Origin of the sequence: Sphingomonas hankyongi, assembly GCF_023516575.1 — a bacterium.
Lineage (GTDB): Bacteria > Pseudomonadota > Alphaproteobacteria > Sphingomonadales > Sphingomonadaceae > Sphingomicrobium > Sphingomicrobium hankyongi.
In genome coordinates this window covers 739915-765949 of record NZ_JAMGBE010000001.1, presented here as the reverse complement: position 1 = coordinate 765949, position 26035 = coordinate 739915, and the positions used below count along the sequence as shown (strand labels likewise).

Sequence of the window (26035 nt, the reverse complement as noted above, 5' to 3'; positions counted from 1 at the left end):
GGTCCGGCGGCGTTCGCCACTAGGCAGGGATCGGCTCAACAATGATCTTGTGGTCATCGGTCGGCAATTCTTCGCCGCGGATGAACGACAGGATGTCGTTGTTGATGATCTCCGGGTGGGTGGTCATGCAGCCGTGCGGAAGCCCCGGATAATTCTTCAGCGTCGAATAGCGCAGGAGCTTGTGCGCAAGCGGAGCTGAGTCCTCATAAGGCACCACCTGGTCGTCCTCGCCGTGGATCTGCAGGACCGGGACGTCGATCTTCTGAAGGTCTTCGGTGAAGTCGGTCTCGGAGAAGGCCTTGATGCAGTCGTATTGGGCCTTGATGCCCCCCATCATGCCCTGGCGATACCAGTTGCGGATGATACCTTCTGACGGCTGCGCGCCCGGCCGATTGTAGCCGTAGAAGGGGCCGGTCGGGATATCGAGATAGAGCTGCGCGCGGTTCGCCGCGACGGCATGGCGATAGCCGTCGAAGGCCTCGAGCGGCAGTCCACCCGGATTGGCATCCGTCTTGAGCATGAGGGGCGGAACGGCGCCGATCAGCACGAGCTTCGCGACCCGGCCGGGATCGGCCCGCGCGACATAATGAGTCGCTTCGCCGCCGCCGGTCGAATGACCGACATGGACGGCGCCACGAAGATCGAGCGCGCGGACAAGCTCGATCACGTCTTCGGCATAAGTGTCCATGTCATTCCCGCCGTCGGTCTGGCTGGATCGGCCATGCCCGCGCCGGTCGTGCGCGACCACCCGATAGCCATGGCCGAGGAAGAACATCAGCTGATTGTCCCAATCGTCGGCACTCAGCGGCCAGCCGTGGTGGAACACGATCGGCTGTGCGTCCCTCGATCCCCAGTCCTTGTAGAAGATCTGCGTCCCGTCTCTCGTAGTGATGAATGGCATCGCTTGCCTCGCTCAAAGCGGGTGCCGGTCGGCGGGGCCGGCGCCGGTGTCTCGATGAGGACGAATGGCGGGCAATCAACAGGACCGTCGAACGCTCGACTCGCTCGCGACGCAGCGCGCCCGTAGCACGTTCCATGGCCGGTCGCGATTACACCTATTGACCCGACTCAGCAGAGAGGCGCAGCGCCGTTTCAGGCCGCGCGTCAGGTAGCGCACCAGCATTCTCCACGGCCGAGCAACCGCGTTCGTCACGCGTCGCCCCGTGTCCCCCAATCAGGAGAATGAGGATGGCCGAAACCACGCAGCCTCCCTCGCCGACCCCGACCCTCGAACCCAAATCCGAACCCAAGCATGTCAGCATCGCCGAACAAACGATTATCGCCGCCCGCCGGGATGCGGATCAGAGCGGCGATACTGCCATTCGGCCCTTCCAATATTCAGCACCGCAGGATGCGCTCGACGACCTCCGCCGGCGCATCGTCGCTACGCGATGGCCCACGCGAGAAGTCGTCAGCGACGCTTCACAAGGCGTCCAGCTCGAGACGCTGCAGAAGCTCGCGCGCCATTGGACGATCGATTACGACTGGCGACGGGTCGAAGCGCGCCTGAATGCCCTTCCGCAATTCGTCACCAATATCGATGGCGTCGACATCCATTTCATCCACGTGAAATCGAAGCATGACGGCGCGCTTCCGATCATAATCACGCATGGCTGGCCAGGCTCGGTAATCGAGCAGTTGAAAGTGATCGGGCCACTGACCGATCCCACCGCCCACGGCGGTTTGGAAACCGACGCGTTCGATGTCGTGATCCCGTCGATGCCGGGGTACGGCTTCTCCGGAAAGCCGACGACTACGGGCTGGGATGCTCCTCGCATCGCTCGGACGTGGGACGTGCTGATGAAGCGGCTGGGCTATGACCGTTACGTCGCGCAAGGCGGCGACTGGGGTGCGCTGATCGTCGATCAGATGGGCGTCCAGGCGCCTCCTGGATTGCTCGCAATCCACACGAACATGGCCGGCGCGATTCCCGACGACATCAACGCGGCCGCGCTGGCAAGCACCGCGCCGCCCCGCGCGCTGGACGAGGAAGAGCGGCGCTCCTTCGATCATGTCGCCTTCTTCTACAAATACGGTCTCGGCTACGCGCAGGAGATGGGAAACCGTCCGCAGACGCTCTACGGGATCGAGGACTCCCCGATCGGCCTCGCCGCCTGGATCATCGATCACGATATCTGGACCTACAAGCAGATAGCGCGCCTGTTCGACGGCGAGCAGCTGGGCTTCAGCCGTGACGAGATCCTGGACAACATCACCCTCTACTGGCTGACGGAGACCGCGGTTTCTTCCGCCCGCCTATACTGGGAGAACAAGCTGGTGTTCTTCGCGGTTAAGGGCGTGAAGGTGCCTGCTGTGGTGAGCGCTTTCCCCGAGGAAATTTGCCCCGTTCCGCGCAAATGGGCCGAGGCCGCCTATCCGAACCTGCTTTATTATCAGAAGCATCCGGAGGGCGCTCATTTCGCCGCATGGGAACAGACAAAGGCGCTCGTCGACGACATGCGCGCGGGGTTCCGGACCTTGCGCAACTGAGCGCTGGCGGCGGGCGGGCCTGGACGGATCTGCCCGCCGCATTTTCGAGCAAAAACTGCTATGGGCCCCGCTTCGAGGAGAAGCGCATGAATGACCTCACCACCTTGCAGTTCGACCTGACGCCGCCGAGCGCCGACCAGTTGCGCGGCCTGGAGGCGGACCTCACGGACGAAGAGCGCCACGTGTTGCTGGAGCATGGCACCGAAGCCCCATTTTGCGGCGTGTTCCTCGACGAGAAGCGGCCGGGGGCCTTCACGTGCCGGCTGTGCGGACTGCCCCTGTTCAGGGGCGGAGCAAAGTTTGAGAGCGGGACCGGATGGCCGAGCTTCACCCAGCCCTTTGCGGCCGACCATCTCAAATACATCCAGGACACAAGCTACGGCATGATCCGCACGGAGATCGTCTGCGCACGCTGCGGATCGCACCAGGGCCATGTCTTCCCCGACGGGCCGCCGCCCACCGGCGAGCGCTATTGCATCAACTCGGTGAGCCTGGATTTCACGCCGGCGGACGAACCGTTGCCCGACAAGCTTGGACGAGGTGCTCCCGAAGGCGAACCCTTAGGCGCCTGAACCCGTTCATCGAAAAGCCAGCCGTCTTGCCCGACAGCAATTGTGTTGATCGCGCGCGGCTTTAGGTTGCGCCTGACATTTTCTGCCCGGAGACCTGTAGCCGATGCGCGTCCTGAGCCGCCTTGCACTTTTGACCGCAGCCGCGGTCCTCACCTGTCCGCCGCTTGCTGCCGCGCCGATAGCGAAGTCGGTCCCGATCCCGACACTGGTCAAGCAGATCACCATTCCCCATTCGACCTTCCGCCTGGCGAACGGCCTGACGTTCATCGTCCACGAGGATCACAAGACCCCGATCGTCGCGGTCAGCACCTGGTATAACGTGGGGTCGAAGGATGAGCCGAAAGGCAAGACCGGCTTCGCGCATTTGTTCGAGCATCTGATGTTCAACGGGACCGAGAATCTTCCCGGCGATTATTTCGAATATCTGCAGCAGATCGGGGCCACCGACTACAACGGCACCACCTCCTACGACCGCACGAATTATTTCGAGACGGTGCCGAAGGGCGCGCTCGAGCGGACCCTGTTCATGGAAAGCGACCGCATGGGCTATCTGCTCGGGGCGGTCACCCAGGGCGTGCTCGATAACCAGCGCAGCGTCGTCCAGAACGAGAAGAGGCAGGGCGACAGCCAGCCCGGCGGCCTCGTCCAATATGAGATGTTCGGCCGGCTGTTCCCGGACGGCCATCCATACCATCACACGACCATCGGCTCGATGGCCGATCTCGATGCCGCGAGCCTCGAAGACGTGAAGCAGTGGTTCCGCGACCGATATGGGCCGAACAACGCAGTGCTGGTGATCGCCGGCGACGTGACGGCCGCGGAAGCAAAGCCGCTGGTCGAGAAATATTTCGGAAGCATTGGGCGCGGGCCGGTCAACCGCCCGGCGATGGCGACCGTGCCGACGCTGGCCAAGCCGCAGTCGATCGAGATGAAGGACAATGTCGCGGCAACGACGATCCAGCGCTTCTGGGCGGTGCCGGGCCTGCTCGACAAGAGGCTTGCCGCGCTGGACATCGGCGGATCGGTGCTCGGCGGGCTTGCCAGCTCGCGGCTCGACAAGCTCCTGGTGCGCGAGGAGAAGATCGCGGTCGGCGTGACTGCCGACCTCATACCGTTGCAGCGCGCGGGGATCTTCACGATGACCGCGACGGTGAAGCCGGGCGTCGATCCCGCGCTCGTGTCGAAACGGCTCGACGAGGTGCTCGCGGATTACCTGGCCAAGGGCCCCACCGAGGACGAGGTGCAGCGCGCGATCATGGGCGAGGTCGGCGGGCGCATCCGCGGGCTCGAGCAGGTCGGCGGTTTCGGCGGCAAGGCGGTGACGCTCGCCGAGGGCCAGACCTACGCCAACGACAGCGATTATTACAAAAAGACGCTTGCCGCTTATGCCGGGATAACGCCGGCCATCGTTCGCGCGGCGATGCGGCAGTGGATCAGCCGCCCGCCGCTGACGATCACCTTGGTGCCGGGCGAGCGTGATGCAGACTATGCCGAAACAAAGGCCGCGGCGGCTGCGAAATCGGAGTCCGCCGCTCCCGCAGCCAAGCCGACGAGGCAGGTGCCGCCGCTGGGGCAATTGTCCGCGCTCGACTTCCCTGCCATCGAGCATACCCAGCTCGCCAACGGGATACCGGTCGAGTTCGTCCAGCGCACCGGCGTTCCGGTCACCCAGCTCGCGCTCCAGTTCGATGCCGGCGACGCAGCCGATCCGGTGAGCGCGCGCGGGCTCGCGGGAATGACGATGGGCCTGATGGACGAAGGCACGACGTCATTGTCTTCGCAGGAGATCGCGGAGGCGGAGGAGCGGCTGGGCGCGAACGTCAGCTCGAGCAATTCGGCCGACCGGTCGTACGTGATGCTGAACACGCTCTCGCCGAACCTTGCGGCGTCGCTCGACCTGTTCACCGACGTGGTGCTGAACCCGGCGTTCGAGCCGGCCGAAATCGAGCGCGTGAAGGCGCAGGCGCTGACCGGCATCGCGCAGCTGCAGAAGGACCCGACGCGAGTCGCGAACCGCGTGCTGCCGGGCGTCCTGTTCGGCGCTTCGCACCCTTATGGCGGCCCGTCCGGGGGAGACCCCAAGGCGATCGCCGCATTCACGCGCGCCGACCTCGCCAACTTCCAGCAGCGCTGGCTGCGGCCCGACAATGCGAAGTTCTTCGTCGTGTCGAACCTGCCGTTGTCGGAGGTGAAGCCGATGCTGGAGACGCGGCTTGGGCATTGGGCAGCGCCCGCGGCGGCGAAGGGTACGAAGACCTTTACGGCGCCCCCGCCGCGGCCGACCGCGCAGAAGATCCTGCTCGTCAACAGGCCGGGAGCGCCGCAGTCGAGCATCGTCGGAGCGCAGCTGCTTCCGATCGACCCGAAAGGCGACATCATCCCGCTGCACTCTGCAAACGACACGCTGGGCGGCGGCTTCCTGTCGCGGCTCAACCTCGACCTGCGCGAGGACAAGGGATGGTCCTACGGCGTCGGCGGCGGAGAGCGGCTGCTTGAGAACAGCGCCAGCTATGTGATCTCGGCGCCGGTCCAGGCGGATCGCACGGGCGATGCGCTCGCGGAGCTGAACAAGCAGGTCCAGGATTTCCTCAGCACCAAGGGCGTCACCCAGGATGAGCTGACGCGCACGGTAGCGCGCAGCATCAACGAGCTGCCCGGCGAGTTCGAGACGGCCGGGGCCGTGATCAGCGCGCTGATGCGCATGGACCTGCTCGGCCGGCCCGACAATTATTACGAGACGCTGCCAGGCAAATATCGCGCACTGACGACCGCAAGCGCGGACCAGGCCATCCGCAGGGCAGTGGACCCGAACGGCTTCACCTGGATCGTCGTCGGCGATGCCGCAAAAGTGCGGCCGCAGCTGGAGAAGCTCGGGATGCCGATTGAGACGGTCGAGGCGCCCTGATGCTACGCCCCGCTTGCGTTCGAGCCGGCGGGACGGAGATATCGACCCGGTAACGCGTTGACGCCCATCCTTTGGAGTCGGCCGTGAAGCGGGTCACCATCCCGGTCGCAATATTTGGACTGCTGGTGCTCGCCGCAGGGCTGGCCTGGCATTTCTATCCGGTTCAGATCCTGGTCTTCGCCGACCGGCTTCGGCACCCCGTCGAGCCGGCACAGGCCGTGCATTGGGCGGAGGGTCCGCAAACTCCCGAGACTGGTCCCAGACCGCCGAACATCGTCCTGATCGTCGCCGACGATCTCGGAATCAACGATCTCACGGTCAGAGGTGGCCGCAGTGGCGTTGCCGGGGGGCTGGTGCCGACACCGAACATCGATGCGATTGCGCGCCAGGGCGCAGAGTTCATTGAAGCTTACGCCGCCAACGCGACCTGCTCGCCGTCGCGCGCGGCATTGATGACCGGGCGATACCCAACGCGCTTTGGGTTCGAGTTCACTGCCGTTCCCGACCAGCTCGCCAAATATGTGCCGCGCTACTCGCAGCAGGATCGGCTGCATCCGACCATCTACCACGCCGAGCTCCAGGGAAAGGCGCCGCCGATGGAAGAGATGGGGATGCCTGCCGAGGAAGTGACGATCGCGGAATTGCTCAAGACCCGCGGTTATCACACGATCCATCTCGGCAAATGGCACCTCGGCGAGGCGCCGGAGATGCGCCCCGAAGCGCAGGGCTTCGACGAGAGCCTAGGTTTCATGCCCGGAGCGTCGAAATATGAGCCGGACACGGCCTTTGCCGCGAAGCTTCCGCGCGACCCCCTGGATCGCCTGCTTTGGATGGCCCTTACCGACGCTGTCCAGTTCAACGGAGGTCCCCGCTTCCATGCCGGCGAATATCTGACGGATTATTTAAGCGACCAGGCCGTCGCGGCGATCCGGGCGAACCGCCATCGCCCCTTTTTCATGTATCTGGCGTACAGCGCTCCCCATTCCCCGTTCCAGGCGGAGAAGAGCGACTATGACGCCCTCGCCGCTATCAAGGATAACAAGCTGCGAGTTTATGGCGCGATGGTCCGCGCTCTCGACCGCGGCGTCGGAGAGGTGATGGCGGCGCTAAAGGCCGAGGGCATCGACAAGAATACGCTCGTCATCTTCACCAACGACAACGGCGGCGCCTGGTATGCGGGCCTTCCCGATATCAACAAGCCTTACCGCGGCTGGAAGGGCACCTTTTTCGAGGGTGGCATACGCGTGCCGTTCTTCCTGCGCTGGCCGGACAGGATTCCAGCGGGTGAAGGCCTGGTCATGCCTGCGCAGCATATCGATGTCTTTCCGACCATTGCCGCCGCAGCGGGGGCTGCACTCCCCGCCGGGCGTTCCATCGACGGCATAAACCTGTTGCCATTCGTGACCGGGCAGGAGCCGCCTCTTCGCGGGCGAACCCTCTTCTGGCGGTCCGGCGGCTATGAAGCGGTGCGGGATGGCGACTGGAAATTGCAGCTGTCGCGAAATCCCCCGCGCATCTGGCTGTTCGATTTGCGTGCGGATCCGACGGAACGGAAGGACCTTTCGGGCGCGAGGCCCGATGTCGTGGCGCGCCTGCGGACCGAATTGGCCGCTCATGACCGCGAGCAGAGCAAGCCTTTATGGCCGGCCCTGCTCGAAGAGCCGATCCGTATCGACGTGCCGGCCGACGCGCCGTGGAAGCCTGATCAGGAATATGTCTACTGGCCGAACTAGGTGTCGGCGGGGCGCGCACCCCTCAAAGATGATGGGTGCAGAAGGCGAGGAGCAGAATGATCGGGATTGGGACGCCGATCAGCCACAGCAGGACAGAACGCATGACTCCATCTCCTGAACTTCGAGATGGGCCGATAATGGCTGGCCAGTCGTTCGGTTCCGGTCGGGCGATTACCGAGTGATACGGGTCACGTGGCCCATCTTGCGGCCCGGACGCGCCTCGCCTTTGCCGTAAAGGTGGAGGTGTGCGCCTTCCTCGGCGACAAGCTCGGGCCAGCGATCGACATCTTCGCCGATCAAATTGTCCATCGTCGCGCCGGTGCTCACGAGGCGGGTCGAGCCGGGCGGCAAACCACAGACGGCCCGGATATGCTGCTCGAATTGTGACGTCTCGGCGCCCTCGATCGTCCAGTGCCCGCTATTGTGGACGCGCGGTGCGATCTCGTTGACGAGCGGCCCGTCCTTGCTCGCGAAGAACTCGACCGTGAGCACACCGACATGCCCGAGCGCCTCCGCGATGCGCAGTGCGGCTCCGCGAGCTTCGTCGACCTGACGGGCCACCAGCGCGGTGCAAGGCACCGTCGAGCGCCGAAGAATCCCTTCGCGGTGCTCGTTCACCGGCGAGTCCCAGAAAGCGTGGAGGCCGTCGGCCCACCGCGCGACGATCACCGAAAATTCCGCATCAAAATTCACCGCCGACTCTGCGACGGCGGGTTGTTCGCCAATCGCCTGCCAACATGCTTCGCACTCGCTTTCGGCGCGGATCCACGCCTGGCCCTTGCCGTCGTAGCCGTACCGGCGGGTCTTCAGCACGACGGCGCAGCCGAGCTGCTCTATCGCGCGCCGCACTTCTTCGAGGTTCGATACCTGACGCCACGGGGCGACTTTTCCTCCGCAGTCCTCAATGAATTGCTTTTCGAGCGCCCGGTCCTGAGCGACTGCAAGAGACCGCGTCCCGGGCTGGAGCGTGTCGCCCAGCATCCGCAGCGGACCCACGGCGAGATTTTCGAATTCGTAGGTCGCGACATCTACCGACCTCCCGAACTCCTCGATGGCGGCAGGGTCGTCGAACCCTGCACGCGTGAACCTGGCGGCTACGTCGGCTGCGGGGGGATGCTCGTGGGGATCGAAGATATGGCATTTGTAGCCGAGTTGCGCCGCGGCCACGGACAACATTCGGCCGAGCTGGCCGCCGCCGATGATGCCGATGGTGGACCCTGGAGCAATCGTCATTCGGGAGCTTCGACGACCGATCCCGTCTGGTGTTCCCTCCACGCCTCGAGCCGGGAGGCGAGCTGCGAATCCGAATTGGCGAGGATCGCTGCCGCCAGCAGTCCTGCGTTGACGGCACCTGCCTTGCCGATCGCCAATGTGCCTACCGGCACCCCCGCAGGCATCTGAACGATCGACAGCAAGCTATCCATGCCCTTTAGCGCCTGGCTTTCGACCGGAACCCCGAGAACGGGCAGTGACGTCATCGACGCGGTCATTCCCGGAAGATGGGCGGCCCCGCCGGCGCCCGCGATGATGACCTTCAGGCCCCTGTCGCGCGCGGAATGGGCATAGTCATAGAGCCGCTTGGGTGTCCGATGCGCCGAGACCACCTTGGTCTCGTGGGCGACGCCGAGCTCGCTCAACGTATCGGCCGCATGGCGCATCGTCTCCCAATCGGACTTGCTACCCATGATGATGCCGACGAGCGGCTCGGTCATTGTCCCGCCTTGGTGCAGTTGCCCACAGGCGGCTCGTTTAAGGGCAGGATTCGTGGCACGCAATTGCTGCTTGGCCGTGCGATTCTAGCGAGGTGGGGAGCGCGGCCAAGCAACTGGATTTTCAAGGCTTTGGTTTGCCGCTATGAATCATGCACGACAGAGGGGGCTGCTCGGGGGCCATGTCTGACCAAGTGACGGAAGTGAACGACGTCGAGGCGCTCGTTACTGAAATTGGTCGTCTGCGCGCACATGTCGCGCAGCTGGAGCAGCATATCCAGCAGCTCGACCAGCTCGCCCACCAGGATACGCTTATCAGCCTGCCCAACCGGCGCGGCTTCATGCGCGAGCTGGAACGCCTGGTCGATCGTGCAGCACGTTATGGGCATCGCTCCGCGATGCTCTTCGTCGATCTCGACGGCTTGAAGATGATCAACGACACTTTCGGCCACGGCGCGGGCGACGAGGCCCTCATCCAGGTTGCCGACCTGTTGAGCCGGGGCGTCCGGCGCAGCGACGTCGTCGCGCGGATCGGCGGCGACGAGTTCGGAATCCTCATCGAAAATGCCGATCAGACAAGCGCCCACGATACGGCGAATCGTCTGGCCGATTTGATCTGCGATTGCGAGTTCAGCCATGACGGTGATTCGCTTCCGCTCAGCGTCGCGATCGGTGTGGCGATGATCGACGGAGAAGACACGCCCGCGCAGGTCATGGCGCGCGCTGACGAGGAAATGTACCGCCGGAAGGCCGCGGCTTAAGCGTCTTCCAGATAGTAACGGCGGTTGACCGAAAGGTCGTCCGCAAGGTCGTATACGATCGGCTTGCCGGTCGGGATCTCCAGCCCGACGATCTCATCGTCGCTGATGTCCGACAGATATTTGATGATTCCCCGAAGCGAGTTGCCATGCGCTGAGACCAGCACGCGCTTGCCTGCATGGAGGGCCGGCGCAATCTCCTTTTCGTAATAAGGGACGGCGCGCGCGATGGTGTCCTTCAAGCTTTCCGTGCGTGGCACCGCAACATCGGAATAACGGCGATCGCCGGAAACATTGTACGGGCTGTCTTCGGCCAAATCCGGTGGCGGAATGTCGTAGGAGCGCCGCCAGATCTTGACCTGATCCGCGCCAACCTTGTCGATCATCTCCTGCTTGTTGAGGCCGGTCAGGCCGCCATAGTGCCGCTCGTTCAGGCGCCAGTCCTTGGTCACCGGAAGCCACAGTCGATCCATCTGATGCAACACAAGGTGTAGCGTGCGGATGGCGCGCGTCAGCACGCTGGTGAAGCAGCAGTCGAAATCCAGGCCGCGGTCGCGAAGGAGCGCGCCGGCGGCTCGCGCTTCGGCAATGCCTTTCTCGCTAAGGTCGACGTCCCACCAGCCAGTGAAACGATTTTCCAGATTCCACTGCGACTGGCCGTGCCGGAGCAGCACGAGCGTCGGCATCAGGCGAGCTCTTTCTCGGTCTTCGCTTTCTCGGTCCGCGCGGCCTTCAGCTCCGGAAGGATCGCGTGCAGCGAATCGAGGCACGCATAGGCGAGATATTTCGAGCGCTGAGGCGACCAGCCGTAGACTTCGTCGGGCAGGTTGAAATTGTCCTTGAAGGGCATTTCAAGGGTCATCGAAACGCAGCCGTAGCGCTCCGCCAGCTGCGTCGTGGACATCGACATGTTCGCCTCGCCCGGCGCGGGAATTTCATAGCCCTGCTCGCGCTGGAAATCGGGCGAGATGCGCTCGAGCGTTTCGCCGAACAGGTTGAAGAGCCGCTGCTGGCGATCGGTGTGCGATGGGATTCCTTCGAATCCTGCGAGGAAGTTGGCCGGAATCGCCTCGTCGCCGTGGACGTCCATCGCGAAATCGACGCCGGTCTCGTCCATGGCATTGCGGACGCAGAGGACCTCGGGGCTCTTCTCGGCCGAAGGCGCATGCCATTCGCGGTTGAGGTTCATGCCCGCCGCGTTGGTCCGGAGGTGGCCGCGCCTCGATCCGTCGGGATTCATATTGGGAACGATGCGGAAGGTGCATTCGGACCGCAGTACGCGGGCCACAGGATCGTCTTCGTCGGTGAGCTTCTCAAGCGCGCCTTCCATCCACCATTCGGCCATGGTCTCGCCGGGATGCTGACGTGCGTAGAGCCAGACATTGAGAGGGCCCTCGCCGATCGTCAGGCAATCGAGGTCCTGACCATCGAGGCTCTTTCCGAGCGAGCGGTAGCCGACGCCGGGAAGCGCCGCGGTCTGCGTCACGAGATCGTGGTGCCGCTCCATCGAATAAGGCGCGAAGTAAGCAATCCAGACCAAGTCCTGCGGCGCCGTGAGCTTCATCGTCAGGACGCCATCGGCGTAACTCGTTTCCGAAATCCGGATCCAGTCCTCGCGGTCGAGCGACATCACGCCTTTGTAGTCGGGCCAGCCGTTGGGATAGGCGGAAGCGGCGCAATTTGTGATGCGCAGGGTGACCTCGCGGCCCGCTGCTCCCGACAGCCGGAAGTAGAACCATTGATAGAAGTCGGACATGTGATCGGTCACGATCTCCAGATCGACCGTGTCCCCATTCTGCTTCGCGACGCGAATATTGCCCGCGTCGAACGCGCTCGAAATCACCAGTGCCATCGGACCTTCTTGAACAATGAGGTGGAAGTCAGGCCGGGCTGATAGTGCGGCGCTCGCGATCAGGCAAACAGCGGCGCGCCATTACAGGCCGGCCGAACGGGAAGCAGGCGATGCGCCAAGCGCCGCAGCGATCCCGCCTTCCTCCTTGACGCCCAGCCGACTCTTCGCGCGCGCCATCATGTTCAGGAAACGGGAATCTCCGCGAAGCGCATCGAGGTCGGGGTCTGCTTCGGCCAATTTGAGCATGTAGGCGTCGATTGACGAGAAGTTGCGCTGGAGAAGCTTGAGGGCGCCATCCAGGTCGTCGAGCTGGGCGGCAAGCATGCGGGCGAAGTTGAAGCGCATGTCGAGGTTGTCGAAATCGACGAGCATGGCGCGCTCCATCCACTCGCGCGCGTTGTCGACCTTGCCCAGCACGGCGAGGCCGCGCGCGCCGAAGCTCAATGCCGCACCGTTGCTCGGGTCGTGGGAAAGCACGTCTTCCGCTCGGGCGACCGCCATTTCCGCTGCTTCACGCTCGGCCTCGGCATTGCCGAGCGCATGATAGCAGCTGACCAGCCAACCCCAGGCATGGAGGTCGGAGTCCATCACCGACACGGCCTTCTCATAGTGCCGCGTGGCGTCTTCTATCCGGCGCTCGCGGATCCGGACGCGCGCGGCTTCCTTGTTCACTTCCCATGATTCGGGGTCGAGCTCGAGCGCCTTCTGAAGGGCCGCAGCGGCATCGTCGTGGAGCCCTCGCTGCTCCAGCCGCCGGACCATCGGACAATGGGCCTCGGCGATGGTCGCGTCGATGGCGAGCGCGGTATGCGCGGCGGCGACTCCATCCTCCACCTCGCTGCGGAAGCCGTAGCGAAGGTTGGACTGGGCGAGCCCGAGCAGCGCCCATGCGTGCGCATAATAAGGATCGAGCTCGACCGCCTTGCTTGCGATCCGCATCACGCGCTCCTCGCGCTTGATGTCGCCGTGGTTGCCGGTGACCCAATATTGGCGCGCGAGCAGGTACAATTTGTAGGCGTCGGCGTTGGCCGTTCCGCGCTGCTCGATCGCCTTGCGCTCGTCGGGCATCAGCTTGAGCTTCAATGCGCGAACGATCGAGTGGCTGATCTCGTCCTGTATGGCGAAGATGTCGGTGAGGTCGCGGTCGTAGCGTTCGGCCCAGACATGCTCGCCGGTGGCGCCGTCGATCAGCTGCGAATTGATGCGCACGCGGTCCCCGACCTTGCGCACGCTGCCTTCGAGCACGTGGCTGACTCCGAGCTCTTTCGCCACCTCGCAGACGTGGACCGCGCGGCCCTTGAAGGTAAAGGCGGTATTCCGGGCGGTCACGCCGAGCGCGGAGATCTTGGACAGATCGGTCGTGATGTCCTCGCTGATACCGTCGCTGAAATATTCCTGCTCGGCGTCTCCGCTCATGTTCTGGAATGGCAGCACGCAGACGCAGACCTGGCTGTGGGCAGCGCGCTTGCCCTTGGTCGCCGCGGCTGCGGACGGAGGAGCGCCAGCAAGGGCGGCGACGCTGTCCTTGAGCTTGGCCCAGCCGGGCGCATGGTTCTTGCCGTCCCAGCTGCTGAGGTCGGCGCAGTGGATCTGGTTGAAGGGCAGCGGCGGCATGCTGCCGTCGAGCGTCGCCTGCACGAGTGTTCCCGCGGTGCGCGCGGTATCGGCCTCGGCGCGCACCCAGTGCGACCTGGCCGCTTCGGCCGACCAGATAACGATCACCGCCTTGGCGGAGTTCAGCCGTTCCTCGATTACCTCGGCGTAAGGCCGGTGCGCGGGAAGGTCCTCGTCGCGCCAGACACGGAAGCCGTCCGCCCGAAGCGCCTCGGTGACCCGTTGCGCGTGCGGTTCGTCACTCCTCGCGTAGGAGACGAAAATGTCCGTCATCCAAGCCCCTTCGGGCGTGCGATATCAGGAGTTTACCAACGAGTCATCACGAAGGGGTAAACGGCAATAGTTCTGGTCTGGCGCATATGCCGCCGCTTCGCTAGCGCCGTGCGATGAACAAGGTTCCAGTGCTCGTAACCGGCGGCGCCGGATATATCGGAAGCCATGCGGTCCTGGCCCTGCTCGACGCGGGCTGGAGCGTGGCAGTCATCGACGATCTGTCCAACGGAACGCGGCAGGTCGTGCCGGAAGGCGTGCCCTTCTACGAAGGCAATATCGCGGACACGCTTCTCGTCGAGCGCATTTTCGCGGAACAACGGACCGGCGCGATCATGCATTTCGCGGGCTCAATCGTGGTGCCGGAGAGCGTCGAGAAGCCGCTCGATTATTACCGGAACAACACCGTCGCTTCGCACTCGCTGGTCACCGCCGCGGTCGCGGCGGGCGTGAAGCATATCCTCTTTTCCTCCACTGCCGCAGTGTACGGCGCGCCGGAGCGGGTACCGGTGGAGGAGAGCGATCCGAAGCAGCCCATCAATCCCTATGGCGCGTCGAAGCTGATGACCGAGCGGATGCTGGAAGACGCCTCGGCCGCCTATCCGTTCAACTACGGCGCCCTGCGCTACTTCAATGTGGCAGGGGCCGATCCCCAGGGCCGGTCCGGCCAGATCGGGCGCGGTTCGACACATCTCATAAAGGTCGCGGTCGAGGCAGCCGTCGGCAAGCGAGACCATGTCGCTGTCTATGGATCGGACTATCCGACGCCCGACGGCACCTGCATTCGCGATTACATCCACGTCAGCGATCTTGCTGCGGCGCATGTCGCAGCGCTGGAGAAGCTGATCGAGCGGCCCGAGCAGAATCTGGTCATGAACTGCGGCTACGGGCGCGGGCTTTCAGTGCTTGAAGTCCTCGACGCAGTCGACCGGGCCAATGGCTCGCCAATCGCGCGGGCCATGGAGGGAAGGCGCGCGGGCGATGCGCCGATGCTGGTCGCCGGGAACGCGAAGCTGCTCGCAGAGCTCGACTGGCGGCCGGCTCACGCCGACATCGACGAGATCGTCGGGGATGCGCTCGCCTGGGAGCGAAAGCTGCTGGCGAATGCGCTCTGACCATGTCCTCGCCATCGACCAGGGCACAACCTCGACGAGGGCGGTCCTGTTCGATGCCAGCGGACAAAAGGTCGCTCACGCGCAACGCGAGCTAACCCAGCATTATCCCCGGCTCGGCTGGGTTGAGCATGATCCCGAGGAGATTTGGCAAAGCGTTCTGGCGACGGCTCGGGATGCCGTCGCCATGAGTGGCGTCCCCATGCCTGGCATTGCTGGGATTGGAATCACCAACCAGCGCGAGACGGCCGTCGTGTGGGATCGCGCAACGGGACAGCCGATTCATCGCGCGATCGTTTGGCAAGATCGGCGCGGTGCCGACCATTGTGCTCGCCTGCGGGCTGACAGCGCGGAGCCGCTCGTGACCGCCAAAACCGGACTGCTTCTCGATCCGTATTTTTCAGCAACCAAGCTCGCATGGATTCTCGACCATGTTGAGGGAGCGCGCGAACGGGCAGATCGAGGCGAGCTGGCCTTCGGAACGATCGACAGCTTCCTTCTCTGGCGGCTCACTGGCGGCGCGGTTCACGCGACCGATGTCACCAACGCCTCGCGCACGATGCTGTTCGACATTCATGCGCAAAGCTGGGACGCGGAACTCTGCCGGATGTTCGATGTGCCTGAAGCGATCCTTCCGGATGTCCACGATAATTGCCACATCTTCGGTGCCACCCTGTCCGACCTTTTCGGCGCTCCGATCCCGGTTGGCGGAATGGCGGGCGACCAGCAGGCGGCATTGTTCGGGCAGGGCTGCTTCGCACCTGGGATGGTCAAATCGACCTACGGAACAGGCTGCTTCCTGCTGCTCAATACAGGCCAAGAGCCGATCGAATCCCATAACCGATTGCTGACAACCCCCGCCTATCGGATCAACGGTGAGACATCCTACGCCCTCGAGGGCTCGATCTTCGTTGCAGGCGCTGCGGTCAAATGGCTGCGAGACGGCCTGGGAGTAATTGCGGATGCGCGAGACACCGACAGCCTGGCGACGCGCGTCGAGAGCAGCCACGGGATCTACATGGTTCCGGCCTTTGTCGGCCTTGGCGCGCCATATTGGGAACCGGAAGCGCGCGGTGCGATCCTCGGCCTGACGCTCGATGCGACAGGGGCGCATCTCGCGCGGGCGGCACTGGAGTCGGTTGCCTATCAGACGTTCGATCTCACAACGGCCATGACGGGTGACGCCGGGCGGAAGGCAACGGCCATCCGCGTCGATGGCGGAATGGCCGGGAACGACTGGATGTGCCAATTCCTCGCCGACATCCTCGAAGTGCCTGTGCAGCGCCCCGCGAATGTCGAGACGACGGCGCTGGGCGTAGCATTTCATGCCGGCCTCGCGACCGGCATTTGGTCAGGCATCGAGGCGTTGCCGAACACGTGGGCAAGGTCAGACATTTTCGAGCCTCGGATGTCGGAGAGCGAGCGTTCACGGCTTCTCGACGGATGGAAGGATGCCGTCGCACGAACGCTTGGCCGCTAGCGCCAGTCGTTTCTCAGTAAATTCGCGTCGGTCTAGATCAAAGGCGATAATATGGTGCTGCACTAGGGTGCACGCCTTGACTTGGCGCCCAGCGCTCTCTAGGGGAACCGCCGGTTTTCGGACCTTTCCAACAACGTAACAGCAGTGAACGAGGCAGGCGCCGCGCCATGAAGATTCGCAATTCTCTCAAGTCGCTCAAGGCGCGCCACCGTGACTGCCGTGTCATCCGCCGTCGCGGCCGTACCTACGTCATCAACAAGACGAACCGCCGGTTCAAGGCTCGCCAGGGCTAAGCTCCAGGCGTTCCGCTCTGCGCGGAGCCCCTTGTAAAAGCAGGAAAAAACGCCACCTTCCTAGTGAACGATTCGTCGTGTCCGACGCTCAACCTGCCGTCAGGGCGGGTTCATGTGTCGGGTGGTAGACGGATTTGATGAGGAGCCGTGCAATGAATACCACCGCCATGAAAGCGCTGATGCTCGGCGCGGTCGCGCTCGTCGCGACGGCGGGCACGGCCAACGCGCAGAACCAGTCCACGCCCCGCGGCTGGAACTACGAGATCAAGGACGGCAAGCGGGTTCCCAAGGCCAATCGCGTGACCAATGCGGACGGCAGCTGGCGGGAAGAGTCGAAGCAGGGCAAATGCGTGACCGTGAAGGAGCGCACCGCAGCCGGCGAGTATAAGGAAACTCGCCAGTGCAGCCCCAATTGATCATCGCGAGCTAGCGCTTAGCCGACAGTCCCGAATTTCCCTTTCGGGCGCTTCTTGATTTCACAAAGCGGTAGCCCGCTTCCAGGCACGTCCCGGCAATCCCGGACCTGCGCACTTCCGTCCGGGCCCGTGAAAATCGCCCAATCGCGCGACCCGCCGCGGTCTTCGACGCAATGTGCCATCCACATGTCCAGATTCTGATATTCCCCAACGAACCCAGCGTCCGTGATTCTCTTGCAGCGATATCCCGCGCCATAGATCGCGCGCTTGAGAGCGATGGCCAGGTTCATCGCATCGAGGTCGTGCAGGGCATCCTGCGTTGCGCCGCGCACCTTGATCTGCGGCCGGTTGGTTGAACTATTGTCGGCCTCCTGCCCGCAAGATCCGAGAGCAAGGGCGGACACCAATAGGATTAGGCGGGCTCGCATCGGGGGCTCCTTACTTGCCATCATAACGAATGCGGACGCGACCGGCTGCAGCGACAGCACGGGCGACTGCAGATTCAGCACTCTCGGCGCGCGCCAGAGTGACACCCATGCGGCGGTTCTTGAGCGTGTTCGGCTTGGCAAAAATGCGCAGATCGACCGGGCTTCCTGGCGCGCCGACTGCCAGCGCTTCTTCGACCCCTTCATAGTGGAAAGAATCGCTTTCCCTGTCGGCGAGGATCACTGCCGATGCCGAAGGACCAATCAGCTCGATCGACGGGATGGGTAGCCCGAGAATCGCCCGCAGGTGCAGCTCGAACTCATTCGGCGCCTGGGAGATCAGCGTGACCATTCCAGTGTCGTGCGGCCGGGGCGAAAGCTCCGAGAAAATTGCCTGGTCGCCGCGGACGAAGAATTCGACGCCGAAGATTCCGTGTCCGCCGAGCGCCTCGACGACCTTGCGGGACTGGTGTCGCGCCGAATGCAGCGCCTCGCGCGGAATGCCGGCAGGCTGCCAGCTTTCCCGATAATCGCCTGCCTCCTGGCGATGGCCGATCGGCGGGCAGAACAGGATGCCGTCCTTGGTCGCGATCGTGAGCAAAGTGATCTCGCTGTCGAACTCGACAAATTCCTCGACGATCACCCGCGGTCGATCCCCGCGCATGTTGGCTACGGCATAGCCGTACGCCTTGCCGACATCCTGCGCGGTCTTTGCAACGGTTTGTCCCTTGCCCGAGCTCGACATCACCGGCTTGATCACGCACGGCAGCCCGATCTCCTCGGCGGCAGCGATCGCCTCGTCTCGGCTTTCGGAGAAACGGTACTTCGAGGTAACCAGGCCCAGCTCTCGCGCAGCGAAGTCGCGTATGCCGTCGCGGTTCATCGTCAGCTGCACTGCCTTCGCTGACGGAACGACGCGCCATCCTTCGCCTTCGAGCTGAGCCAGCGTAGCGGTGTCGATGGCCTCGATCTCGGGGATGATGAAGTCGGGCTTGTGCTTCTCGACCGCGGCGCGGAGCGCAGCCCCGTCGAGCATTGCGAAGACTTCCGATGCATCGGCAATCTGCATGGCCGGCGCCCCGGCGTAGCGGTCACAGGCGATCAGCCGGCAGCCCAGCCGCTTGGCGGCAATCCCGAATTCACGACCCAGCTCACCCGAGCCCAACAACATCAGCGTCGCAAGATACATGGACCGGCGATAGCGGGCGGCGTTATCGTCGGCTAGACCGGCCACAGAGGGGGAGGAAACATGCGTGCATTGTTGTTGGTGAGTACCGCAGCGGCCCTGATCGGGGCAGCGCCTCCTCAAAAGCTTGCGACTCCTACCGACATCGTCACGGCCGCTCCGGCTTCAGCCTGGAAAACGATCCCGGCGGATGACCTGCTGGTGCTCGACCTGCAGAACGGAGGCCGGGTCGTTGTCCAGCTGGCCCCTGATTTCACTCCCGTGCACGTAGCCAACGTGAAAGCGCTTGCCCGCGCCAGTTACTGGGCTGGCGCCACCGTATATCGGGTTCAGGACAATTATGTGGCCCAATGGGGCAATAACGACAGCGAGAAGCCCTGGCCGCAGGGCGTGACGCCAAAGCCTCCGGCGGAATATTGGCGCGCGATGGACGGGCTGGTGATCACGCCTCTCGGTTCGCCCGATCCCTATGCGCCGGCGGCGGGCTTCGCCAACGGCTGGCCGGTCGCCTACAGCCCGAAAGACGGCTGGGCGACGCTTGCCCATTGCTACGCGACGGTCGGCGTAGGGCGGGGGCTCGATCCCGACACCGGGACCGGCGGTGAGCTTTACGCGGTAATCGGCCACGCGCCGCGGCATATGGATCGCAACCTCGCTGTTGTCGGGCGCGTCATCGAAGGCATCGATCGGCTGAGCTCGCTTCCTCGCGGCACCGAAGCCCTCGGGTTTTACAAGGACAAGGCCCAGTACGTTCCAATCAGCGCACTGAGGCTTGCAAGCCAGATGCCCGTCGCCGACCGGCCGGCATTCGAATATCTCGACACTTCAAGCGCCAGCTTCGCTGACTATCTGCGAGTCCGAGCCAACCGAAACGACGATTTCTACAAGCGACCTGCGGGCGGCGTCGATCTGTGCAACGTCCAGGTTCCGATTCGACGGAAGGTGACGGGCGAGCGCGGCTAGGCCGCCCAGGCGTCCGCGTGCCGGTTCTTGTGCTGGATGACCACCGGTCCGTTGTGCGAGCGCATGCTCGCCTCGGCGAGCGGTAGCGCGGTCGCGCAGAACGCACATTCAGCGGACATGCGGCCGATCAGCCATTGGGTGCGGCCGCAGCCGGGGCAGTGATTGACCTCATGTTCGCGATAGACGGCGTGATAACCCCGCTCTGAGGGCCTGCGAAGTTCGCTTGCGGTGAAGCCTACAGGCATCTGCATTCCTTCCTTTGCGCCGACCCCAACGAGCGACGATGCGGGCGGTTGCGCGTCGCGAGGCCGGTCTCGGCAGTTCGGAGGTAAGAACGAGACGAACCGACGGACGGGTTCGGTCAGATGTTGGGTAAGGTCAGGCCTTCAGGCCTTCGAGCGAGATCGGCTCGGCGAATTCAGCGCCGAGCTTGTCGCCCGCAGTCCACTTCACCAGCGCGTTGGCGCGCTCGCGCCCCGGCAGGATCAACCATACGCGCGAGCCGACTTCAAAGCGCCCGTCGGATATGGCCATGAAGCCGCTTTCGGAGATGTTCAGCACGCGGGCCTCGACGCCGCTTGCGCCCAACTCGCGCACCTTGGCGTCAAGGTCGACCGACCAGCGGGACATTCGCCGGCGATCGCTCTGGTCTTCGGCGATGCGCGCCTTGATCATCGAAAAACTCATCTCCACGCGAAACCTACTCCATCGGCGTGAGGAAGGACAAGCCGATCCGCCCGTCCTTGACCCAGCGCACCTGTGCCGTGACCATTCCGCGGTCAAGCAGCTGGAGCGTCAGTCGCTCGCCGATGTTCGGCGTGTGTGGGAAAATGACCATGGCACCCGATTTGGAGACATTGATGAGGCGGATGACGTGCTTGCGGCCGCGAAACTCCATCACCGCCGTGCTGGACGAGGCAGCATAACGCGGCTCATCACGCTCATCGATCGTACGCTTCTCGCTGCGCGGAATCATCGCACCGTCGAGAATGAACCTGGACGACACCTAAAGCCTCCCCACATGGCTGGATGTCGAACTTAGCCAGCCCCCCTTAAGGATTGGTTTGCGATGCGTTTGCATTGTTTCTCGCGGCGAGTGTTGCCGCCGCGTCACTGGTAGCGCCGACAGGCGGCGTGTATGACTGGGCGTAGTTGGGGGTAATCGTTTGAAATGAATGGTTTGACGTCGCACTTCGGCTTTCGCGCAAAGCGTCTGTCACTCGCTTGCTGCGCCGCCCTGATCGTCGCCTCTCCGGCTCTTGCGCAGCTTCGCCCGGTCGCTCCGGCTCCAGCTCCGACAGCGCCCGCGCCGAAGGCGCCGGCTCCGCTGGCAAGGCCGGTGACGCAGGGTCCTGTTACGGGCACGCCGGCAATTCCGGTCCCTGTGAATCAAGGCGCCGTGCCGGGAGCCCCTGTGGCGCAGCCGCTTCCGGAACCGCCGCCGTTGCCGCCGGCCGTTTGGGATCCGGTGAGCGCGCAAGACCTGGTTTATTATATTCAGCAGATCGGCCGCGATGGGCTCGAGCCCGCTGATTACGACCTGGCCGGGCTGGAATCTGCGATCCGCTCGGGCAACCCGCTGCTGATGTCGCAGGAGGCGACGAGCCGCTTCAATCGCGTTTCCAACGACCTCGCGTTGGGCCATGTCCACAGGTCGGCCCGGACTCAGTGGTTCGTCGTCGACAAGGACCTCGATGCCGCCAGGCAGGATGCGCTGCTGCGGTCGGCGCTGGCGAGCCACAACATCCGCGGCGCGCTCGACGGGCTGCTTCCAACCCATCCGCAATATGCTGCGCTCAAGGAAGCGCTGGCGGTTACTCCCGCGTCGGATGCGGCCAAGCTCAACCGCATCAAGCTGAACATGGATCGCTGGCGCTGGTTGCCGCGCGAGCTCGGCGAAAAATATATCATCGTCAACGTGCCCGGCTTTCACGCCACTTTGGTCGAGAATGGCGTGAATCGCTGGAAGCATCGGGCGATCGCGGGTGCGACCAAGACTCCGACCCCGCAGCTTTCGGCCATGGCGGTCGGCGTGATGCTCAACCCCTGGTGGGAAGTCCCGCCCAGCATCACCCACGAGGTCGTGGGCAAGAAGGGCTTCGTAAAGTCGTCCGATGGGAAGCGCTGGCGTCAGCCGCCGGGGCCGACCAACGCGTTGGGACAGGTCAAGTTCGTGATGTACAATCCGCAGAACATCTACCTGCACGACACCAATGCGCGGAGCCGGTTCAGCAGCCGCATGCGCGCACTGAGCCACGGCTGCATCCGCACGGAGCATATCCTCGATCTCGCGACCGAGCTGCTGGGAGACGACGGCGGCGAATGGACGCCCGACAAGATCCAGGCGCAGCTCGCCAGCGGGAAGACCAAGCAGGCGAACTTCGTGAAACCGGTGCCGGTCTATATCGTCTATTTCAGCGCCGCGGCCCTGAACGACGGCAAGATCGTCGATTACAACGATTTGTACGGACGCGACGGCAAGGCGCTGGCGGCGCTCCAGACCAAGGACGGTGGAGCGAAGATGTTCGCGCCGAAACCGAAGACCGAGGTCGCTACCGCGAGATAAGAAAAAGCCCCGGCAAGGCCGGGGCTTTGAACTCTTCAGGTGTTTACCGGCTCAGGCTGTCTGCAGCTTGTCGGCGAAGATCATCCGGCCGCCGGCGAGCTTGCGCATCACCGACCACTGATCGTCGCGGCTGAACGCGAAGCAGCCCTCCGAACGGCCGAGCTTGCCGTGCGTCGCGATCATCTCCGGCTCGGCGTACCAGGCGTTGTGGATGACGATGGCGCGCGGTTCGGCGTTGTAGTTGCTCCAGTCGAGCCCACGGACCTTCATCGAAAGGCCGTACTTGCCGTTGTAATAATCGGCGGTGGTGTAAGTGCCGTTCGACGTGGCGTGGCTGCCGAAATCGTTCGAGAACCGCTCGACGAAGCCGCTGTGATCGGGATCCGAACCCCGGCCGTGAGCAACGCGATAGGTGTCAACCACGCCGCTGCGCAGGTCCACCACGTGGAAGCGCGGGTCGCTCGAAGGCTTGCTGAAATCGACGATGCCGATCGCGTCGCGCGGGCCGATCTTGTGCTGGTCGAGCGCGAACTTGGCGCGCTGGAAAAGCTGCGGATCGATGCCCGCAGGGGCGGTCGGCGCGAGGATCTGCGCCGGGCTCGGCGAAGGCGGCACAGGCGCTGCGCCGGGATGAGTGCCAGGCATGATCAGCGACGGCAGCACGCTCGAGCTAGCCGCAGAAGAAAGCATCGCACCGGCCGCACCGATTGCACCCAGACGCAACATTTCCCGCCGATTCAAGGACATTCCCACCCTCCGGTTGTGAAGCGGATGGTTTATCATTCAATCGGTTAATGGCCGATAACCCATTCGTTCATGTTTCTCTTTTCACCGTCCCGGCCCAACGACTCGTCGCAATACGCGTGCGCCACGTACGGGTTGAACGACATAGCGGGTGCTGCTAAGGGGCCGCCTCCGCCGAGGCTAGCCTCTGACGGACGATATTGTGCTGCCGGCGAAAATGCGCCGCCTAGCCGCTGAAATAATTCGAGGAGTGTGACGAGCTTTTATGCAGATCATCGTTCGCGACAATAATGTCGAGCAGGCGCTGCGCGCGCTCAAGAAGAAGTTGCAGCGCGAGGGCGTCTACCGCGAGATGAAGTTGCGCCGTCACTATGAGAAGCCCTCGGAGAAGCGCGCCCGCGAGCGTGCCGCTGCGATTCGCCGCGCTCGCAAGCTCGAGCGCAAGCGCGCCGAGCGCGAAGGCGCCCGCTAAGCTTCCCGCCCCGGATGTCCGTCGCCGAAGCCGCCCATCGTCCCGCCCATCGCGGCCGGGCGCTGAAGCTTTGGCTCGGCTTTCTTATCGTGATTCTCGGCGGCCTCGGTCTCGCCTGGGCCGGTGCCGAATCGGTCAAGAGCCGCGTAGTCCAGGTTACGACCGTGCAGCCGGGCAGCGGCCCGCTGATCCAGCCTCAGGACGGCGTCCTCATCGAATATACCGGCAAGCTGGAGAACGGGACCGTCTTCGACAGCACTGAGGGCAAGGGCCCCGCTCCGCTCCTCGTAGGGCAGGTGATCCCGGGCTTCGCCGAAGGCCTCACCCGCATGCAGCAGGGCGGCCGCTACAAGCTCCATATTCCGTCCGATCTCGCTTATGGCGCCAATCCGCCTTCAGGCGGGCCGATTCCGCCGAACGCCGACCTCGAATTCGATATCCACGTGGTCCAGGTCGCGCCGAACGCAGCGGCCATGATGCAGGGCGGCGCCCCGCAACAATAGGTCTCAGCCCGGGGCTGCCACGACTTTCTCGGCCTCGGCCTTTTCCTCCGCGTGCTTCCGGCTGAGATCGACCAGCACGACTTTGATCGTAGCCAGGATCGGATCGGCGAACAGCACTCCCAGAATGCCGAACAAAGCGCCCATCAGCAGCTGCATCGCCAGCACGATCGCGGGGGCAAGGTCGACCGTCTTTCGCGCGATGTAGGGCAGGACGACATAGCCATCGATGTTCTGCACCAGGAAATAGACGAAGATGGCGTAGAGCCCCTGATGCGGCCCCGCGCTGAATCCGACCGCAACCATCAGTACGCCCGATGTGATGGCCCCGATATTGGGAATGAAGGCGAGGACGCCGGTAACAAGGCCCAGCAAGGCGGCCATCGGAACTCCGCCAAGGGTCAGCATGAGCCAGGTGAAAACGCCTTCGAACAGCATCCCGACGAGGCGGCCGAACAACAGCCGCCGCAGCGTGAAGCCGACATGGGCGGCGATGCGGTAGAAACCCGCGCGGTGCCGCAGGGGCAGCATCCAGGCGATCCCGCGATCGTAGATCCGCGGCTCGGCAGCCAGGAATATGCCGATGACCAGCATGGCGATGACGCTGGTGACGGCGCCGAGGACACTTCCGACTGCGCTGGTCAGCCTTCCGACCGAGCCGAGGAATTGGCTGCCAAGATTGCTCGGCTCGCCCCGCGGCATCAGTCCAAGGGAGCTCGCGAACTCGAGCAGCCGATGGAACTGGGCGGTTACTACCTGCCGCAAGTCCTCGAACTGCGCCGCGATGGTCGTTCCGGCGAACCAGAACACCCAGCCGAGGAAGCCAAACCCCAGCATGAGGACGAGCAGGAGCCGCCACCCGCGCGCAACCGGCAGATAGCGGCCGAGCAGCCGCACGCCCCCATCGAGGAAGACAGCGAAGATCGCACCGCCAACGATCAACAGGAGCGGCTGGGCGAGGACCACGATGCCGACGATGAGCAAGGCCATGCCGAGCCACACGGCAGCCTTGGCCATCTCCCGCCGGACGACAGGATCGCGAAATTCCGCCGGACCGGGCCGTTCTACGTGAGGCTCGGTGGTCGGCGGCTGGGCCATTATTCGTTACGCAGCGATCGGCCGGCGCGGCCGGAGCGGAAGGCTTCGAGCCAGGTAAGCGGGTTGAACCATTCCGTCGTGCCGTCGAGCGAGAAAGTGATGAACTCGGCACGGCCGCCGATATTCTCCCAAGGCACTGGGCCTCCAAGACCGCCCTGCCATTCCGGCACGCGGCTATCCGCCGAATCGTCGCGATTGTCGCCCATCAGCCAGACGTGATCAGCCGGGATGCGGACGGGCCCGAAATTGTCCGTGATCGAGCGGCCGAGCTCGACGGTCTCATAGGTCCGGCCATTAGGCAGCGTCTCACGGACGACCGGGACGCGGCAGTACGATTCGCCGTTCGCGGCGCGCGTGCGGAAATTATAGAGCGCCGGGTCCCGCTCCGACCCGCATGGCGAGTTGGCGTCGACCGGAACCATCGCCGGGGCAAGCGTCTCGCGCTTCACCGGCTGGCCGTTGATGTAGAGCGTGCCGTCTGTCATCCGCAGGATGTCTCCCGGAAGGCCTATGACCCGCTTGATATAATCGGTGCGCGTGCCGGGCGGCGTGACAATCACGATGTCGCCTCGCTCGGGGAGCTTCCCGAGCAGGCGCCCTTCCATCGGCGGGAAGACGTGGAAGCTCGGGCTGACCCACGACCAGCCATACGGATATTTGCTGACCACGAGCCGGTCGCCGGTCAGCAGGCCCGGCATCATGGATTCGGATGGGATGTAGAACGGCTTGGCGATGAAGCTGTGGAACGCGAGCACCGCGAGCAACACCCACAACAGGCCTTTGATCTCGCGCCACAAAGCGGAGCCCTTGCTGTCCTTTTTATCGGATGGGGTCGAGGCAGGCTGCTCAGTCGCCTCGGGCACAGTATCGGTCAACA

Annotated in this window: 27 protein-coding genes; 13 read left to right on the top strand and 14 right to left on the bottom strand. The window is 63.9% G+C overall.

Annotation, left to right across the window (positions count from 1 at the left end):
* Window positions 1–19 precede the first annotated feature (19 nt).
* Window positions 20–901: an alpha/beta fold hydrolase gene (locus tag LZ538_RS04145; protein WP_249830720.1), complete on the bottom strand. Its 882-nt coding sequence runs from the start codon at window positions 899–901 to the stop codon at window positions 20–22.
* Window positions 902–1188: 287 nt separating this feature from the next.
* Here LZ538_RS04145 and LZ538_RS04140 point away from each other — a divergent pair, with 287 nt between their 5' ends.
* The 4 genes from LZ538_RS04140 (at window position 1189) to LZ538_RS04125 (ending at window position 7700) form a co-directional block, all read left to right on the top strand.
* Complete coding sequence (locus tag LZ538_RS04140) at window positions 1189–2490, top strand: epoxide hydrolase family protein (RefSeq protein WP_249830719.1); 1302 nt, start codon at window positions 1189–1191, stop codon at window positions 2488–2490.
* Window positions 2491–2576: 86 nt separating this feature from the next.
* Window positions 2577–3062 carry a peptide-methionine (R)-S-oxide reductase MsrB gene (gene msrB, locus LZ538_RS04135; RefSeq protein WP_249830718.1) on the top strand — a complete coding sequence of 162 codons (486 nt, stop codon included), beginning with the start codon at window positions 2577–2579 and terminating at the stop codon, window positions 3060–3062.
* A gap of 103 nt (window positions 3063–3165) precedes the next feature.
* Entirely contained in the window at window positions 3166–5967 is a 2802-nt protein-coding gene (locus LZ538_RS04130) for a M16 family metallopeptidase (RefSeq protein ID WP_249830717.1), read from the top strand.
* A gap of 83 nt (window positions 5968–6050) precedes the next feature.
* Window positions 6051–7700: a sulfatase-like hydrolase/transferase gene (locus LZ538_RS04125; RefSeq protein ID WP_249830716.1), complete on the top strand. Its 1650-nt coding sequence runs from the start codon at window positions 6051–6053 to the stop codon at window positions 7698–7700.
* 171 nt (window positions 7701–7871) lie between these two features.
* On the opposite strand, the gene LZ538_RS04120 is transcribed toward LZ538_RS04125, so the two are convergent.
* Together LZ538_RS04120 and purE are read right to left on the bottom strand one after the other, a co-directional pair.
* Window positions 7872–8933 carry a 5-(carboxyamino)imidazole ribonucleotide synthase gene (locus tag LZ538_RS04120; protein WP_249830715.1) on the bottom strand — a complete coding sequence of 354 codons (1062 nt, stop codon included), beginning with the start codon at window positions 8931–8933 and terminating at the stop codon, window positions 7872–7874.
* On the bottom strand, window positions 8930–9412 hold the full coding sequence (purE, locus tag LZ538_RS04115) for a 5-(carboxyamino)imidazole ribonucleotide mutase (RefSeq protein WP_249830714.1): 483 nt from the start codon (window positions 9410–9412) through the stop codon (window positions 8930–8932). The genes LZ538_RS04120 and purE overlap by 4 nt, the downstream gene beginning before the upstream one ends.
* Window positions 9413–9591: 179 nt before the next feature.
* Here purE and LZ538_RS04110 point away from each other — a divergent pair, with 179 nt between their 5' ends.
* Window positions 9592–10170 carry a GGDEF domain-containing protein gene (locus LZ538_RS04110; protein ID WP_249830713.1) on the top strand — a complete coding sequence of 193 codons (579 nt, stop codon included), beginning with the start codon at window positions 9592–9594 and terminating at the stop codon, window positions 10168–10170.
* On the opposite strand, the gene gpmA is transcribed toward LZ538_RS04110, so the two are convergent.
* The 3 genes from gpmA to LZ538_RS04095 form a co-directional block, all read right to left on the bottom strand.
* Window positions 10167–10853 carry a 2,3-diphosphoglycerate-dependent phosphoglycerate mutase gene (gene gpmA / locus LZ538_RS04105; RefSeq protein ID WP_249830712.1) on the bottom strand — a complete coding sequence of 229 codons (687 nt, stop codon included), beginning with the start codon at window positions 10851–10853 and terminating at the stop codon, window positions 10167–10169. The two genes, LZ538_RS04110 and gpmA, sit on opposite strands and share 4 nt — an antisense overlap.
* On the bottom strand, window positions 10853–12019 hold the full coding sequence (locus LZ538_RS04100) for a M14 family metallopeptidase (RefSeq protein WP_249830711.1): 1167 nt from the start codon (window positions 12017–12019) through the stop codon (window positions 10853–10855). Before LZ538_RS04100 ends, gpmA begins: the two co-directional genes overlap by 1 nt.
* An 81-nt stretch (window positions 12020–12100) precedes the next feature.
* A complete protein-coding gene (locus tag LZ538_RS04095; protein WP_249830710.1) occupies window positions 12101–13906 on the bottom strand; it encodes a TIR domain-containing protein in 1806 nt (601 codons plus the stop codon).
* A 113-nt stretch (window positions 13907–14019) separates the two neighbouring features.
* Here LZ538_RS04095 and galE point away from each other — a divergent pair, with 113 nt between their 5' ends.
* From galE to LZ538_RS04075, 4 genes are all read left to right on the top strand, one after another.
* A complete protein-coding gene (gene galE, locus LZ538_RS04090) occupies window positions 14020–15018 on the top strand; it encodes a UDP-glucose 4-epimerase GalE (RefSeq protein WP_249830709.1) in 999 nt (332 codons plus the stop codon).
* Window positions 15008–16495: a glycerol kinase GlpK gene (gene glpK / locus LZ538_RS04085; RefSeq protein WP_249830708.1), complete on the top strand. Its 1488-nt coding sequence runs from the start codon at window positions 15008–15010 to the stop codon at window positions 16493–16495. Before galE ends, glpK begins: the two co-directional genes overlap by 11 nt.
* 167 nt (window positions 16496–16662) lie before the next feature.
* Complete coding sequence (ykgO, locus tag LZ538_RS04080) at window positions 16663–16788, top strand: type B 50S ribosomal protein L36 (RefSeq protein ID WP_118857849.1); 126 nt, start codon at window positions 16663–16665, stop codon at window positions 16786–16788.
* 152 nt (window positions 16789–16940) lie between these two features.
* Window positions 16941–17204, top strand: a complete 264-nt coding sequence (locus LZ538_RS04075; protein ID WP_249830707.1) for a hypothetical protein — start codon at window positions 16941–16943, stop codon at window positions 17202–17204.
* A 17-nt stretch (window positions 17205–17221) separates the two neighbouring features.
* Here LZ538_RS04075 and LZ538_RS04070 read toward each other — a convergent pair whose 3' ends face one another.
* Complete coding sequence (locus LZ538_RS04070) at window positions 17222–17632, bottom strand: hypothetical protein (RefSeq protein ID WP_249830706.1); 411 nt, start codon at window positions 17630–17632, stop codon at window positions 17222–17224.
* A 10-nt stretch (window positions 17633–17642) separates the two neighbouring features.
* On the bottom strand, window positions 17643–18818 hold the full coding sequence (gene purT, locus LZ538_RS04065; protein WP_249830705.1) for a formate-dependent phosphoribosylglycinamide formyltransferase: 1176 nt from the start codon (window positions 18816–18818) through the stop codon (window positions 17643–17645).
* A gap of 60 nt (window positions 18819–18878) precedes the next feature.
* On the opposite strand from purT, the gene LZ538_RS04060 reads away from it, so the two are divergent.
* Window positions 18879–19778: a peptidylprolyl isomerase gene (locus tag LZ538_RS04060; protein WP_249830704.1), complete on the top strand. Its 900-nt coding sequence runs from the start codon at window positions 18879–18881 to the stop codon at window positions 19776–19778.
* Here LZ538_RS04060 and LZ538_RS04055 read toward each other — a convergent pair.
* The 3 genes from LZ538_RS04055 to LZ538_RS04045 form a co-directional block, all read right to left on the bottom strand.
* Window positions 19775–20029 carry a hypothetical protein gene (locus LZ538_RS04055; protein WP_249830703.1) on the bottom strand — a complete coding sequence of 85 codons (255 nt, stop codon included), beginning with the start codon at window positions 20027–20029 and terminating at the stop codon, window positions 19775–19777. The two genes, LZ538_RS04060 and LZ538_RS04055, sit on opposite strands and share 4 nt — an antisense overlap.
* Window positions 20030–20156: 127 nt before the next feature.
* Window positions 20157–20453 carry a PilZ domain-containing protein gene (locus tag LZ538_RS04050; RefSeq protein ID WP_249830702.1) on the bottom strand — a complete coding sequence of 99 codons (297 nt, stop codon included), beginning with the start codon at window positions 20451–20453 and terminating at the stop codon, window positions 20157–20159.
* A 25-nt stretch (window positions 20454–20478) separates the two neighbouring features.
* Window positions 20479–20784, bottom strand: coding sequence for a PilZ domain-containing protein (locus tag LZ538_RS04045; protein ID WP_249830701.1), 306 nt, complete (start codon window positions 20782–20784; stop codon window positions 20479–20481).
* Between the two features lie 165 nt (window positions 20785–20949).
* Between LZ538_RS04045 and LZ538_RS04040 the strand changes: the two genes are divergently transcribed.
* The gene (locus LZ538_RS04040; protein ID WP_249830700.1) at window positions 20950–22344 is read left to right on the top strand and encodes a L,D-transpeptidase family protein; all 1395 of its coding nucleotides are present in this window, start codon (window positions 20950–20952) and stop codon (window positions 22342–22344) included.
* Between the two features lie 51 nt (window positions 22345–22395).
* Here LZ538_RS04040 and LZ538_RS04035 read toward each other — a convergent pair whose 3' ends face one another.
* On the bottom strand, window positions 22396–23070 hold the full coding sequence (locus tag LZ538_RS04035; RefSeq protein ID WP_249830699.1) for a murein L,D-transpeptidase catalytic domain family protein: 675 nt from the start codon (window positions 23068–23070) through the stop codon (window positions 22396–22398).
* A 283-nt stretch (window positions 23071–23353) separates the two neighbouring features.
* On the opposite strand from LZ538_RS04035, the gene rpsU reads away from it, so the two are divergent.
* Window positions 23354–23560 (top strand): 30S ribosomal protein S21, encoded by a 207-nt coding sequence (gene rpsU / locus LZ538_RS04030; RefSeq protein WP_155265546.1) that lies wholly within the window; start codon window positions 23354–23356, stop codon window positions 23558–23560.
* 14 nt (window positions 23561–23574) lie between these two features.
* Entirely contained in the window at window positions 23575–24063 is a 489-nt protein-coding gene (locus tag LZ538_RS04025; RefSeq protein ID WP_249830698.1) for an FKBP-type peptidyl-prolyl cis-trans isomerase, read from the top strand.
* A 3-nt stretch (window positions 24064–24066) separates the two neighbouring features.
* On the opposite strand, the gene LZ538_RS04020 is transcribed toward LZ538_RS04025, so the two are convergent.
* Complete coding sequence (locus LZ538_RS04020) at window positions 24067–25158, bottom strand: AI-2E family transporter (protein ID WP_249830697.1); 1092 nt, start codon at window positions 25156–25158, stop codon at window positions 24067–24069.
* Complete coding sequence (gene lepB / locus LZ538_RS04015) at window positions 25158–26033, bottom strand: signal peptidase I (protein ID WP_249830836.1); 876 nt, start codon at window positions 26031–26033, stop codon at window positions 25158–25160. Before lepB ends, LZ538_RS04020 begins: the two co-directional genes overlap by 1 nt.
* Window positions 26034–26035: the final 2 nt, after the last annotated feature.

What these genes read in the sequence shown, in the direction of transcription:
- LZ538_RS04145 (WP_249830720.1), bottom strand. Translation starts at nt 901, where the DNA reads ATGCCATTCATCACTACGAGAGACGGGACGCAGATCTTCTACAAGGAC.
- LZ538_RS04140 (WP_249830719.1), top strand. Translation starts at nt 1,189, where the DNA reads ATGGCCGAAACCACGCAGCCTCCCTCGCCGACCCCGACCCTCGAACCC.
- msrB (WP_249830718.1), top strand. Translation starts at nt 2,577, where the DNA reads ATGAATGACCTCACCACCTTGCAGTTCGACCTGACGCCGCCGAGCGCC.
- LZ538_RS04130 (WP_249830717.1), top strand. Translation starts at nt 3,166, where the DNA reads ATGCGCGTCCTGAGCCGCCTTGCACTTTTGACCGCAGCCGCGGTCCTC.
- LZ538_RS04120 (WP_249830715.1), bottom strand. Translation starts at nt 8,933, where the DNA reads ATGACGATTGCTCCAGGGTCCACCATCGGCATCATCGGCGGCGGCCAG.
- purE (WP_249830714.1), bottom strand. Translation starts at nt 9,412, where the DNA reads ATGACCGAGCCGCTCGTCGGCATCATCATGGGTAGCAAGTCCGATTGG.
- LZ538_RS04110 (WP_249830713.1), top strand. Translation starts at nt 9,592, where the DNA reads ATGTCTGACCAAGTGACGGAAGTGAACGACGTCGAGGCGCTCGTTACT.
- gpmA (WP_249830712.1), bottom strand. Translation starts at nt 10,853, where the DNA reads ATGCCGACGCTCGTGCTGCTCCGGCACGGCCAGTCGCAGTGGAATCTG.
- LZ538_RS04100 (WP_249830711.1), bottom strand. Translation starts at nt 12,019, where the DNA reads ATGGCACTGGTGATTTCGAGCGCGTTCGACGCGGGCAATATTCGCGTC.
- LZ538_RS04095 (WP_249830710.1), bottom strand. Translation starts at nt 13,906, where the DNA reads ATGACGGACATTTTCGTCTCCTACGCGAGGAGTGACGAACCGCACGCG.
- galE (WP_249830709.1), top strand. Translation starts at nt 14,020, where the DNA reads ATGAACAAGGTTCCAGTGCTCGTAACCGGCGGCGCCGGATATATCGGA.
- glpK (WP_249830708.1), top strand. Translation starts at nt 15,008, where the DNA reads ATGCGCTCTGACCATGTCCTCGCCATCGACCAGGGCACAACCTCGACG.
- ykgO (WP_118857849.1), top strand. Translation starts at nt 16,663, where the DNA reads ATGAAGATTCGCAATTCTCTCAAGTCGCTCAAGGCGCGCCACCGTGAC.
- LZ538_RS04075 (WP_249830707.1), top strand. Translation starts at nt 16,941, where the DNA reads ATGAATACCACCGCCATGAAAGCGCTGATGCTCGGCGCGGTCGCGCTC.
- LZ538_RS04070 (WP_249830706.1), bottom strand. Translation starts at nt 17,632, where the DNA reads ATGCGAGCCCGCCTAATCCTATTGGTGTCCGCCCTTGCTCTCGGATCT.
- purT (WP_249830705.1), bottom strand. Translation starts at nt 18,818, where the DNA reads ATGTATCTTGCGACGCTGATGTTGTTGGGCTCGGGTGAGCTGGGTCGT.
- LZ538_RS04060 (WP_249830704.1), top strand. Translation starts at nt 18,879, where the DNA reads ATGCGTGCATTGTTGTTGGTGAGTACCGCAGCGGCCCTGATCGGGGCA.
- LZ538_RS04055 (WP_249830703.1), bottom strand. Translation starts at nt 20,029, where the DNA reads ATGCAGATGCCTGTAGGCTTCACCGCAAGCGAACTTCGCAGGCCCTCA.
- LZ538_RS04050 (WP_249830702.1), bottom strand. Translation starts at nt 20,453, where the DNA reads ATGATCAAGGCGCGCATCGCCGAAGACCAGAGCGATCGCCGGCGAATG.
- LZ538_RS04040 (WP_249830700.1), top strand. Translation starts at nt 20,950, where the DNA reads ATGAATGGTTTGACGTCGCACTTCGGCTTTCGCGCAAAGCGTCTGTCA.
- LZ538_RS04035 (WP_249830699.1), bottom strand. Translation starts at nt 23,070, where the DNA reads ATGTTGCGTCTGGGTGCAATCGGTGCGGCCGGTGCGATGCTTTCTTCT.
- rpsU (WP_155265546.1), top strand. Translation starts at nt 23,354, where the DNA reads ATGCAGATCATCGTTCGCGACAATAATGTCGAGCAGGCGCTGCGCGCG.
- LZ538_RS04025 (WP_249830698.1), top strand. Translation starts at nt 23,575, where the DNA reads ATGTCCGTCGCCGAAGCCGCCCATCGTCCCGCCCATCGCGGCCGGGCG.
- LZ538_RS04020 (WP_249830697.1), bottom strand. Translation starts at nt 25,158, where the DNA reads ATGGCCCAGCCGCCGACCACCGAGCCTCACGTAGAACGGCCCGGTCCG.